This is a genomic window from Pseudomonas umsongensis (genome assembly GCF_012647205.1).
Taxonomy (GTDB): Bacteria; Pseudomonadota; Gammaproteobacteria; order Pseudomonadales; family Pseudomonadaceae; genus Aquipseudomonas; species Aquipseudomonas umsongensis.
Genome location: NZ_CP051487.1, coordinates 2,273,176 through 2,284,986, shown reverse-complemented (window position 1 = coordinate 2,284,986; position 11,811 = coordinate 2,273,176). Strand labels below are relative to the sequence as shown.

Here is an 11,811-nt window from a genome sequence, read left to right as displayed (position 1 = left end):
GTGCTCTGTATCTGTTGTCAGAGGGAGTTCGACTGGGTGTCGAACTGACCGATGTATTCAATGTGGGCAGGATGCTGAATGGCGCGTGGACGCAACGACTGGACATCGCGGATGGCATCACTAAATGGCACACCGCTCTCGATCAATAACTGAGCGGCGACCAAGCCCGTACGACCCGAGCCGCCCTTGCAATGGATAGCAATCGTGTTCCCTTCGGTCAGCAGCTGCTGGAGTCGCGGATGATGCTGTTCCCATGCGGATTTGAATGCTTCGCCAGGCGCTTGATCGTCTTCTATTGGCAGGTGAAACCACTCGATGCCGAGCATTTGGCACTCTTCGGGCAGCAGGTCGATCTCGTTCTGAAGCAACTCCTCGGTCGGCATCAGCGTCAGCAACGCCGATGTGCCTGCGTCCTTGAGGGTTTGCAACGCCTCGAAAGGCTTGGTGCCCTTTGTGCCGGGGCACGGGGTGAAGATCAATTGGCCATTGAACTGTGCCAGAGGCAGTACGGAATAAGGGTGTTGTGTCAAGGTGAAAAATCCTCAGATGGAGCGCTGATTAACACGTTTCATGAGTGCTTCCGCTGACTCTTTGCGCTCGGAATAACGATCAACCAGATAGTCCTGGCGGTCACGAAGCAGCAGCGTGAATTTCACCAACTCTTCCATCACATCGACGACACGGTCGTAGAACGGAGAAGGTTTCATCCGGCCGTGATCATCGAACTCCATATAGGCCTTCGGCACAGAGGATTGGTTGGGGATGGTGAACATGCGCATCCAACGTCCCAGCACTCTTAGCTGATTGACCACGTTGAACGACTGCGAGCCACCGCAAACCTGCATGACCGCGAGGGTTTTGCCCTGGGTCGGGCGTACCGCGCCCATGGCCAGTGGCACCCAGTCGATCTGTGCCTTGAACACTGCGCTCATGGAGCCGTGACGTTCAGGAGAGCACCAGACCTGCCCCTCGGACCACAGCATCAGCTCGCGCAGTTCTTTCACACGGGGGTGATCGTCAGGGGCGTCATCTGGCAGCGGCAAACCTGACGGATTGAAGATTCGCGTCTCCGCGCCGAAGTGCTCCAGCAGTCGAGCGGCTTCCTCCACCAACAGACGGCTGAAGGAGCGCTCACGGGTCGACCCGTACAGCAGCAAAATGCGCGGCTTATGGATGGAGGTCTTTTCGATGCCGAGCTTGTCTGTCGAGGGGAGATCAACCAGTTCGGTTTCGAGTTGGGGGATAGGGTCATCAAACATAGTCTTTGTCCTGCGCAATGGCGCTCTTGGAGTCATCGAACCAGCGGCGTTTCAACCAGAGGGCCACACCGACCAGGGAAATCAGCACTGGCACTTCCACCAACGGGCCAATCACCGTGGCGAAGGCGACCGGGGAAGCCAAGCCGAAGGTGGCAATAGCCACGGCAATCGCCAGTTCGAAGTTGTTGCTCGCGGCTGTAAACGCCAGTGCGGTGGTACGTGGGTAATCAGCCTTGAGCAGCCTGCCCATCCAGAAGCTGACGAAAAACATCACCACGAAGTAAATCGTCAGAGGGACCGCGATACGCAATACATCCAGCGGCAATTGCAGCACCACATCACCCTTGAGGCTGAACATGGCCACGATGGTCAACAACAGTGCCACCAGTGTCAGCGGGCTGATCTTTGGAATGAAGCGCTCCTGAAACCAAGCTTCACCTCTACGGGCAATGAGGATCCTGCGGGTCAGGAAGCCTGCCAGGAACGGCACACCCAGGTAGATCAGGACCGACTCGGCAATGCTGACAAAGCTGGTCTCAATCACACTGCCTTCCAACCCAAAAAGCGGCGGCAGCAGACCAAGGAAGACCCAGGCATACACACTGAAAAACAGGATCTGGAAGATGCTGTTGAACGCTACCAGCCCGGCGACGTACTGATTGTTGCCTCCCGCGATCTGATTCCAGACCAGCACCATCGCGATGCAACGAGCCAACCCGATCAGGATCAGGCCCGTCATATATTCCGGTTGGTCTCGAAGGAAGATGATCGCCAGCGCGAACATCAACACCGGGCCGATGACCCAGTTCTGGACCAAAGACAAAACGAGGATGCGCTTGTCCTTGAAGACTTCCGGCAGTTCCTCATAACGAACCTTTGCCAGAGGCGGATACATCATCACCATCAAGCCGATAGCGATGGGGATGTTGGTTGTGCCCACAGAAAGACTGTTAAGCCATTGCGGCCAGCCTTCGAACAGGCTCCCCAAACCGATACCCAAGGCCATGGCGAGAAAAATCCACAGGGTCAGGTATCGGTCCAGGAAGGAAAGGCGGCTTTTACTCATGATCATTGCTCCTGTGGTTACAACGTGCCAATCAGGGCCAGCTCTGCCTTGAGCTGTTCGGCACTCAGTTGGGAAAGCGGTAATGCCAGGAAGGCTTCAATACGGGTTTTAGGCTATTGGCAGTGCAGAGGAACAGGATTTTCATCGAGTGATCTCGTGGTCGAAGGCGGAATCAGGCGATTTTGCTTTCACAGCACACGGCTGCCCGTTCAGGACGGTCACCCATTTCATCAAGGCGTTTGGCATCAGGGCTCAACCAGTGCTTGTTGCTTTCCAGCACGGTGGTCAGTACTTGATGAACCCAATCAGGGAGATTCGGGTGCAGTCGGTAATACACCCATTGGCCTTGCCGACGGTCCGACAACAGGCCGCAAGTACGCAGCTGCGCCAGGTGCCTGGAGATTTTTGGCTGACTCTCGTTCAACGCGCAGGTCAGCTCGCAAACACATAGCTCTCCTTCACGGGTGATGAGCATCATCGTGCGGACCCGAGTGTCGTCGGCCAGGCATTTGAAAACAGTGGTCGGTGTCAGATGGTCAGCCATATCGTTTCTCAGTGTTTGTTTTTGACCAAGACGAACATCTTGATGCGCTCATGAATTTCGTGAAGGGTGTGACGGAAGGCATCGGGCTTGGTGCTGGTGACCGGGTCTTCAAAACTCCAGGCCAATGACTCCCCCGCTCCAGGTAAAGACAGGCATTGCGCTGCGGCTTTATCACACAAGGTGATGACGTAATCGAAACGCTCACCACCGAACTCGTCTATCGACTTGCTACGTAATCCTTCGGTGCTCACACCGATGTGTGAAAGCGCCTCGAAGGTGCGCGGATCTACCTGAGTTGGAGTTGTGCCGGCGCTGAACGCCTCGAAATGCTCCGAATCGGTATGCCTCAGCAACGCTTGGGCCAACTGGGAGCGTGCAGCGTTGGCAGTACAGACGAACAGGACACGGGCTTTACGGGTCATTGTGAAGTCTCAGCTCATATGCGGCTTAACGAATATATGTTTTTCCGCATGCAAGGTAAAGAGCCAATGCCCCATTAATCCATCAAAACGATTAGACTCCGCTAAGCACCTTCAATGAAAGCTGCGTATTACGGCGCTAGCCCGCCATCCGTGCCTCTTCAAATATCTGCGGTAGTGTATATACGGTTTCTGTAATGAATCAGTCACTCACGCAGAAACAGGTCGCTCCTTGGTTCAAGGACTACCCGGACGTGCAAAAGAAAATAAGAAGGTCGCCCTTAACCCGCCCCGGTCATCGAGGGCGGGTTCTGTTGCTGCGCACTAGGCTTTGCAACACCCCGGCGAGGTACGAGGCGCGGCCTCAAGGATTGTCTCTCCGGTGCCACAACAAGACGTCTGATTTGCCGAGGCCTTCAAGCGATCATCGACTTCATCGAAATCCGAGTTGCAAATGCCCGTTTCCGGAAGGATCAGCTCAACCCTTTTGGCCGCATCCCAATCACCCGCCAGCGCCGCGACGACAGAGCGAACTTGCTCATACCCGGTCATCAACAAGAACGTAGGTGCCCGACCATAGCTCTTCATCCCAACGATGAACAAACCTTCCTCAGGATGGGCAAGTTCTATCGCGCCATGAGGCCTGACCGTACCGCAGCTGTGCGCGTTGGGATCGATCATTGGAGCGAGCAACACTGCGCTTTGAGTTGCGGGATCAAGTGCGATACGCAACTCGGCGAGCAGGCTCATGTCAGGTCGGAATCCAGTCGCCACAATGATTTGGTCCACAGGTGGAAGTATCTGGTCTCCGGCCCTCACAACCAACCCTTGACCATTGCCTACAACCTGATCGATAGCGACGTTCTTGAACAGCTCGATCACGCCGTCATTCAGCAATTGGCGAATCTTCAGGCCGAGCTTTCCGCGCTCTTCCAATTGATCATTCGCACCACCACCCAGAATGCGCTCAAGAGAATTACCCCGGATCGCCCAGAGCACTCTGGTTTGCGGTGCCTCCTGAATCAGACGCACCAGATCCTGTAGGGCGTTAAACGCGGAGTGACCACCACCCACCACCAGCACACTTTTGTTGGCATAGCGATTCCGCGCACGACCCAGCACCTCCGGAATGCCGTACGCAATGTGCGCTGCATGCTCGATCTCGCCCAAGGCAGGGATGCCATGGGCGCCCATCCAGTTTGGTGTCAGGTAGGTGCCCGAGGCATCAATGACAGCACTGGTCAGCACATCCTGTTCACCCGTTGGCCCTGCGACACGCAGTAAAAAAGGAGCTGCCGATCTGCCCTGGGTCGTCATCACATCCTGACCAACGCGAGTGGCTGCCAGAACACGGGTATTGAGCTGCAAATGACGCTTGATCTGCTCGAGGCCAGCGAGAGGTCGAACAAACCGGTCCAGCAGTTCGCGCCCCGTTGGATACTCGTTCTGCGGTGGTGGAGTCCAACCATCGGCCAGCAGAAGTTTGGCCGCCTCCTTGTCCACATTGAACTGCCAGGGCGAAAACATCTTCACATGCGCCCATTCTTCGATGCTGGACCCAGCTTCCGGACCAGCTTCCAGAATCAGTGGAGTGATACCTCTGGCCAGGAGGTGAGCGGCTGCGGCGAGGCCCACTGGCCCTGCTCCAATGATGCCGACGGGAAGGTGATTGTTGTCCATGATCGATTCCTTCTTCAGACTGGCTGATTGACCGGAAACAGGCGCTCGACAATCGCGCAGTCGAGCCAGCGTCCTTCCAGGCAGGCGTGTTTTTCATACACCCCCACTTGGCGGAAACCGCAGGCTTTGCACAATGCGAGGCTGGCGTGATTGAAAGTAAAAATGCGTGAAAGGACTTTCCAGAATCCGCGGGCTTTGGCTTCTTCCAACAGTGACTGTAGTAACTGCTTGCCGAGCCCTTGGCCGCGAACACTGCGGTCCAGGTAAATGGAAAAATCCGCAATGCCGTCGTAACAGGTACGAGCGCGATAACGACTGAGTCCTGCCCAGCCAACAACCTGATCTGCCTCGTCGACCATGACCAACACTGGATAGCGCTCCATTGAGTTGATGCGATCAAGCATGTCTGCCGAGCTTCGAGGAGTCGTTTCAAACGTAGAGCTACGTTCCTCGATCCCCTGGTTGTAGATGGCCGCTATTGAAACAGTGTCTTTGGGTTCAGCTAAACGAACTCGCATTGTTGGAGCCCCATTACGTTGTTAGTAACAACATTACTGGCAAAAAAAGGGAAGTTAGCCCCTTTCAATCCTTGCTCTTCACGGCTGGGCAGCACTCACTCACGAGTCCGCAACGGATCTCCGTAGCCCGCGTAATCTGTCTGAGCAAACTGAGCGCTCCCTGCCTGGCTTCAGCCGACAGGTGCTCGATCATTGCTCGCTCCTCAGCAATCAGGTCAGCTTTGATTTTTTCGTATAGCTCACGCCCAGCTTCCGTTGCCTGGATTCGTACTGCACGCCGATCTTCATCATCCTCAACGCGGGACACATACCCTTTACGTTCCAGGGCATCGATCACGCGACTCGCTGTGCTCTTGTCCAAGAACATTTCTTCAGCCAAGACTTGAAGGCGCAACGCGCCCTTCTTGACCAGCGTCTCGACCGCATAGCATTGGGTTACAGATACGTCGTAACAGCAAATCCGATCACGATCACGGAACTGATGGACGCGAACAAGCTGGTTCAACGCCTCATACAAGTCCTCGGAGTCCTGAGTCAGTTGATCGTTTTTACGCTTCGTCATGACCGTCACAAAATAGTTGGTAGTCGCAACAGTAATCCCGATATCCCGAAAGCGTCAACACCGATCTCTCGGTTGACGATAGCTAAAGGAAGGCGCTAGCTTGTTGTCACTGACAACAAAAAGATGAGCACGCCCGTCGTGACACTTCCAGAGCAGATCCATCTCCCGATCGATCGCTCCAGGCTCGTATGGGCCCTGGGGCTCACTCAGATTCTCGCCTGGGGTTCGAGCTACTACTTGCCCGCAGTGCTTGCGTCTCCGATAGCCAAAGAGACGGGGTGGTCCATTACCAGTGTGGTGGGCGGCCTGTCTTGGGGGTTGCTGATAGCGGGAGCCTCCTCGCCGGCCGTTGGTCGTCAGATTGATCGCCATGGTGGACGCTCCATCCTAGCCGCCAGTTCGCTGCTGCTGGCTCTCGGCATGCTACTGATGGGACTCGCGGGCAACATTGCCACCTACTATGCCGCCTGGACCCTGATCGGCGTTGCCATGGCGGCAGGCTTATACGACGCAGCCTTCTCAACCCTGGGACGACTTTTCGGAGAGGAGGCTCGAACGTCAATTACCGGGCTGACCCTGTTGGGTGGCTTCGCCAGCACTGTAGGTTGGCCGGTGATAGCGGGACTGGAGAGCTGGATCGGCTGGAGAAACGCCTGCTTTACCATCGCCGCAGCTCATCTGCTGATCGGATTGCCCATTCATGCGCTGTTGATTCCTGGAAGCACAAAGCAACCGCCCCATCCCGTAATAGTAGAATCACCCAATGTATCCGAGCTTCGCCCTAGGGCCACCAACCAGCTGTTCCTGTTGATTGCCGCCATGCTGACGGTTCTGGCATTGGTCGTATCAGGTATCTCAGTACACCTGCTCAATGTCCTCAAGCAGTTGGGAATCGCGACTGCCGTGGCCTTGGCCATCGGCATGGTGATTGGTCCTTCGCAAGTCCTGGCACGGGTGGCTGAGTTTTCCATAGGCAGGAACCTCCATCCAACGTGGTCCGCACGAGCCGGTGTGTTGCTTTGTTTGGTCGGACTTGGACTGCTGATCTCAGGCCTGCCCTGGCTGGCCTTCGTGGCAATTGCACTTTACGGTGCAGGTAATGGCATCCTCACGATCGCTCGCGGCACGCTTCCATTGGCGCTGTTTGGACCTCAAGGATATGGCGCACGCATGGGACTGCTCGCAAGGCCTGTCCTTGTCGCTCAAGCCTGCGGCCCCATCGCCGCCGCTTACGTTCTGGACAGTTTCGGAGCATCGGTACTGCTTAGCGTGATGTGCGGGTTTCTGTTGCTGTGCTTCATCGCCACTTGGCGTTTGCCAATTACGCAAAAAGGCAGGTAATTACGATGTTCCAGTAATGCAGTGTTGAACAGAAGAAAGTCGATACCTGGCATCAAGCCAACACTGGGTACGATGCATTGTGAATGAAGCGCATCAAGCCAGGGATGATGTGAGAAGCATCTGGCCCAACGCCTCTAAGGGTTGCCGAAGCAAAGTTGCGCTGCTTCGGTAACCCCACAAAATACAAACCCGGTACGTGCTCCGCCTTCCCGTTGCGTTGGGTCAGGCTTTCATTGCCTGCCACGTGCAGACCTGCCAAAAAACCAAGGTTCGGTCGAAACCCGGTCGCGAAAACCAAACTGTCCACGTCAGTGTACTGCCCATCAGCCCAGATCACGCCCGTTGACGTTACCTCCGTGAACATCGGCTTGCGCTCAAAAAGTCCCTGCTTGATGGCTCGACGATAGGTACCATCATCCAGTACGGGGGTACTTTGGTCATTCAGCCAACGAGTCTTCTCCATCCCTGTCCACTTGAGCCAAGCATGAAAATCCACACCGAGGATCTTCTGCGGAAAAAACCGAATCGATTTCCTTGTCGCCAATACGACGCTGCTGACTTGAGCCAACTCATGGGCAATTTGTACAGCTGAGTTGGCAGCACCTATGACCACTACTCGTTGATCGCTGAAGCCGTCGACATTTCGGTAATCAGCACTGTGTAAACGTTGCCCGCGAAAACTCTCCAGCCCCTGAATGTCAGGAATGAACGGCTGATTGAATCCGCCAGTGCAAACGATCAATGCTTTTGAGTAGAAACGCTGACCATCAGATGCCTGAAGCAAAAAGAGGCCATCTTCCCTACTCACGCTCTGGACTCGTATGTTCTGCCGGATGGGTAGCTGGAAAGCGTCCGCGTACTGCTCCAAATAGCGTACGACTTCATCGCGTAGCGGATAGTGCTTAGCTTCAGCTGGAAAAGGCATCCCAGGTAAAGACGAGTAAGCAGCAGGAGAAAATAATCTCAGGTTGTCGTAGTAATTGCGCCAGTTTCCACCTGGCTGGCTCTCAGCATCCAGTATGAGAAAACTGAGATTCTGCTGCCGCAGATGCCAACCGCACGCGAGCCCAGCTTGGCCCGCACCAATAACGATGACATCCTTGGGCTCATTAGTTATGTTCATGCGTGCGCACTCATGCATATATCGAGATAATAAAAAAACTACTCTGGCGCACCAGGGCAGCAAAACGGGGCCAGGCTCTTCATGTGCTGGAGAATGGCTTCGAGCCGTGTCACCACTGCCGGTCCATCCACCTCGTAAAACATCTGCCTGCTGACTTTGGTAGCGCGGACAATGCCAGCCTCTAATAGCACTTGCAGATGACGGGAGACCACTGAACGCTCTTGAGGCAGCCCTTCGGCAATCTCACCGATATCTGCTCGTCCCAGTTGCATGACTCGCTTGAGCACAGCTACCCGCGACGGCTCGCACAGAGCCTTGAAGAAGGCTCCATCGAGAGAGTCGATGGCAGCATCAATTGCACGGGAACGTGTAGAGGTTCGGTTTGTCATGCGGATGACTATATGTGCATGTCCATGCACGCGTCAATTGTCCGAATGAGCGTCAACAACAGTTATCAATAGCGCCTGATCAATGCCTGCAAGCTCCAGAATGATGAATTCGACCGTCAGCTTTGGGTCGTTTTCAGCCGGTCGCGACGGGCAAAAAACGGCCAGAACCAGTCGCTTGAGAGGAGATAAAAATCTGGCCTCTATTCGCTGTGACTCTATTCCCTGGACTCGCTTACGAGTTAGGACCAGGCAGCATGCTTTTCAACACCTCATCTTTTTCAACGAAGTGATGCGTGAGCGCCACGAGGGCGTGTCCTCCCACCAAGGCTCCGCATAGCCAAGCAACATAGGTATGAATCGATTTTGCCAAGTCATAAAGCGATTGGTCAGGACCCACCATAGGCGGTAACTGAAAAAGCCCGGCCACGAGGATGGGTTTATCTGCCACAGAGCTCCAATACCAGCCAGAGAGTGGTAGGCCGATTAGCGCAATTGCGTAAAGCATCAAGTGACCAAAGAAAGCCCCCCGCTTCATTAACGGGCTCATCGCCGCGGGCAATGCCGGCGCGGGGTGAGTAAGCCTCCATGCGATACGCACGACAATCAAAAACAGCAGCGTACTCGCCATCGCTTTGTGCAGGAATGTCAGCTCATGATGCGCATTGAACTCATCACGCCAGTGAGTGGCCAGAATGCCAATGAACCAGGCACCGATCCAGAGCAACGCCATCCCCCAATGCAGCCACTTTGCAGTACTGGTGTAACTCTCTACTTTTGCCATCCCGCTAGCCTTTTCAGTTCAATCGTGGATGGATTATTGCCTCGATAACCTATCGAAAAAAAATAATAATTACTGCTTATAAACATCGAATAGCTCGATACACCCCACACAGAATCCCCCGGCTGCCAAGCTTTCCCACCTTCAAAAGAGAGGGTAAGCAATGGGTCGTTTCTGCCCATGGCGACAGGCAGCAATCGGCCGATTCTGTTGAAAAAGTCGGTCTGCCCAAACTGCCTGATCATTGACTGGTGAAAGCGCCTTTTTTGCACGCGGCTATGTGAAATCCGAGTCCAAAAGCCTCTGCCAAAAGTAAAGATTTCAATCTCGAACGCGTACTATTCTGATGCGCAAACCATGACCGACTTTTTCAACAGAATCGGCCAGGAGCAGACATCCAGACAGCACCAACCATACGCTGTCAGCCACTAACGACCAGCCCGCAAGTCGACGACATCGAAAACCATGATGGCAGCCCCTTGCGATGAAAAAAAAGCCTCTGCGAACGGGATTTCTCCCGCTCGCTGGCGATCTGTCAGCTGGAGGTATCGACTGCACGCTTTTCGATTGCCGGGGGTGTCCAGAGGCCCTTCGTAATTGCATCATCCGGCCAATAAGCTCGCAGGAAGAGGGAGAAGTCCGCCCCTTTCGGTGCCGGTAGCCAATTACTTTCCTTGTCCGCGCCTGGCGACTCGGCCTGTACATAGAATGTCAGCGAGCCGTCAGCATTGGTCTTCAGATCCTGGTTTTTCGTGCCGAGCGAGTAACGGTTGAGCGGGTTGGGCACAAAAAAGTGCGCAGAGTCATACGCAGTGAGCGACCAGAAGCCCTTCACTGGCGGCAGTTGTCCTTTCGCGAAGGTGACCGTGTAAGCACTCGCACCGTTGAGACGCATGCCGGCTGCATCGAGGTCTTGATAGAAGTACCGTGTCTCGTTGGGTGCATTCACCAGGATGTTCGATTTCGCCACGGCGGTGCGTGTGAAATAGTCGGTGCCAAAGTGTGCCCCATTGGTGATGGTGGACCAGTGATGGGGTAGCTCAATGCCCCAGTTGCGGAACTGTAGCAATGGGTCGATCAGTTCCCGATCGGCTTTTTCCGCCTCGTCGATCATCGCCTGCTTCAGTTCCGGATTTTTCTGCGCAGCGGCGATCACGGCCAATACTTGCGCATAACGCGCCGCCTCTCCAGCCACCGCCGGTACCAGGTCCAATACGGCCGGCAACTGATCGAAAAAGACGTCGGGACGCACCCAGCGGGTTTCGCCCCTGGCGTCATCGCGCTTCGGGAAAACAGGCAGCTTTCGCCAGTCCTGGCGTTTCAGGGTGCCGTCGTATTCGGCGACTGGATAGACGTTGATGCCTTGGATGACCTCTTGCACCGCTTGCCTGTCCTGCGGCGTGTCATCTTGAAAAACGCGTGGGCCGACGAAGGCGGCATTGGATTGAGTCCGGATCACTCGGGTAATGCCCTTGGGCACCGTACCCTGCCAGTTCGGCCCCACGACCAGATAAAAACCGGGTTTGGTTCCGTACATTACGCCCAGGCCATTGATGCTTTCAGTGCGTAGATCGGAGAGTTGAATGACCCAGAATCGTTTGCCGAAGTCAGGTATCTGGATGACCACCGGGCTGTCATTGAGCGCCAGGTAACCAGCGCCGTAAACGACGTCCTGGTTGGGACAGGCGATGGAGCGCTGATCCGGCTTGATGTAATCGCTGAGCATGGTCAGGCGATTGTGAGGTGCGATTGGCAGCGTGCCGCCAATGAGCCCTTGCTCGGGGGCTTTGGCGTAAGCCAGGCGCCGATTGTACATGTTGACCATCGGCCAGGCCCAGAACCAGGCATCACGCGCCACCAGGCGAGCGTATGCTTCGGTAATACGGGTATTTTCGGCTGGTCCTGAAGGCAGTACCAGCGCTTGCGAGGGCACGGCTTCTGCCTGGGCGAGCACAACGGGTGCGGCGGTGCCGAGCAGCGCAGCCATTGCGATTGGCAGCATCTGTCCCAGTGCCCTGGAGGTTCCTGACATCTCTCTCTCCTTCGATTATCCAAGCGATCATCGATCGTCTTGTTGCGAATCAGGCTGCGCAATGCACCGACCTCACTCGATTACAACCGCTCAACGAAAC

At 55.3% G+C, this 11,811-nt stretch carries 13 protein-coding genes; 1 reads left to right on the top strand and 12 read right to left on the bottom strand.

Annotation, left to right across the window (positions count from 1 at the left end; all coding sequences use genetic code 11):
* Positions 1–17 precede the first annotated feature (17 nt).
* From HGP31_RS10220 to HGP31_RS10185, 8 genes are all read right to left on the bottom strand, one after another.
* Entirely contained in the window at positions 18–530 is a 513-nt protein-coding gene (locus HGP31_RS10220; protein WP_168757618.1) for a phosphatase domain-containing putative toxin, read from the bottom strand.
* A gap of 12 nt (positions 531–542) precedes the next feature.
* On the bottom strand, positions 543–1,259 hold the full coding sequence (gene arsH / locus HGP31_RS10215; RefSeq protein ID WP_020799268.1) for an arsenical resistance protein ArsH: 717 nt from the start codon (positions 1,257–1,259) through the stop codon (positions 543–545).
* Positions 1,252–2,325 (bottom strand): ACR3 family arsenite efflux transporter, encoded by a 1,074-nt coding sequence (gene arsB, locus HGP31_RS10210; RefSeq protein ID WP_168757617.1) that lies wholly within the window; start codon positions 2,323–2,325, stop codon positions 1,252–1,254. The genes arsH and arsB overlap by 8 nt, the downstream gene beginning before the upstream one ends.
* A gap of 172 nt (positions 2,326–2,497) precedes the next feature.
* On the bottom strand, positions 2,498–2,869 hold the full coding sequence (locus tag HGP31_RS10205; protein WP_010455862.1) for a metalloregulator ArsR/SmtB family transcription factor: 372 nt from the start codon (positions 2,867–2,869) through the stop codon (positions 2,498–2,500).
* A gap of 8 nt (positions 2,870–2,877) precedes the next feature.
* Positions 2,878–3,291 carry an arsenate reductase ArsC gene (locus HGP31_RS10200; protein WP_168757616.1) on the bottom strand — a complete coding sequence of 138 codons (414 nt, stop codon included), beginning with the start codon at positions 3,289–3,291 and terminating at the stop codon, positions 2,878–2,880.
* 321 nt (positions 3,292–3,612) lie between these two features.
* Entirely contained in the window at positions 3,613–4,968 is a 1,356-nt protein-coding gene (locus HGP31_RS10195; RefSeq protein WP_168757615.1) for an NAD(P)-binding domain-containing protein, read from the bottom strand.
* Positions 4,969–4,982: 14 nt separating this feature from the next.
* Complete coding sequence (locus HGP31_RS10190; protein ID WP_168757614.1) at positions 4,983–5,486, bottom strand: arsinothricin resistance N-acetyltransferase ArsN1 family A; 504 nt, start codon at positions 5,484–5,486, stop codon at positions 4,983–4,985.
* A 64-nt stretch (positions 5,487–5,550) separates the two neighbouring features.
* Complete coding sequence (locus HGP31_RS10185) at positions 5,551–6,048, bottom strand: MarR family winged helix-turn-helix transcriptional regulator (protein ID WP_168757613.1); 498 nt, start codon at positions 6,046–6,048, stop codon at positions 5,551–5,553.
* Between the two features lie 123 nt (positions 6,049–6,171).
* Here HGP31_RS10185 and HGP31_RS10180 point away from each other — a divergent pair, with 123 nt between their 5' ends.
* Positions 6,172–7,389: an MFS transporter gene (locus HGP31_RS10180; protein ID WP_168757612.1), complete on the top strand. Its 1,218-nt coding sequence runs from the start codon at positions 6,172–6,174 to the stop codon at positions 7,387–7,389.
* Positions 7,390–7,441: 52 nt separating this feature from the next.
* Here the strand turns inward: HGP31_RS10180 and HGP31_RS10175 are convergent, their stop codons facing one another.
* From HGP31_RS10175 to HGP31_RS10160, 4 genes are all read right to left on the bottom strand, one after another.
* Positions 7,442–8,512, bottom strand: a complete 1,071-nt coding sequence (locus tag HGP31_RS10175) for a flavin-containing monooxygenase (protein ID WP_168757611.1) — start codon at positions 8,510–8,512, stop codon at positions 7,442–7,444.
* 38 nt (positions 8,513–8,550) lie between these two features.
* Complete coding sequence (locus HGP31_RS10170) at positions 8,551–8,901, bottom strand: ArsR/SmtB family transcription factor (protein WP_168757610.1); 351 nt, start codon at positions 8,899–8,901, stop codon at positions 8,551–8,553.
* Between the two features lie 232 nt (positions 8,902–9,133).
* Positions 9,134–9,682, bottom strand: a complete 549-nt coding sequence (locus HGP31_RS10165) for a cytochrome b (protein WP_168757609.1) — start codon at positions 9,680–9,682, stop codon at positions 9,134–9,136.
* 532 nt (positions 9,683–10,214) lie between these two features.
* The gene (locus HGP31_RS10160; protein ID WP_168757608.1) at positions 10,215–11,711 is read right to left on the bottom strand and encodes a DUF1254 domain-containing protein; all 1,497 of its coding nucleotides are present in this window, start codon (positions 11,709–11,711) and stop codon (positions 10,215–10,217) included.
* Between the last annotated feature and the right edge of the window lie 100 nt (positions 11,712–11,811).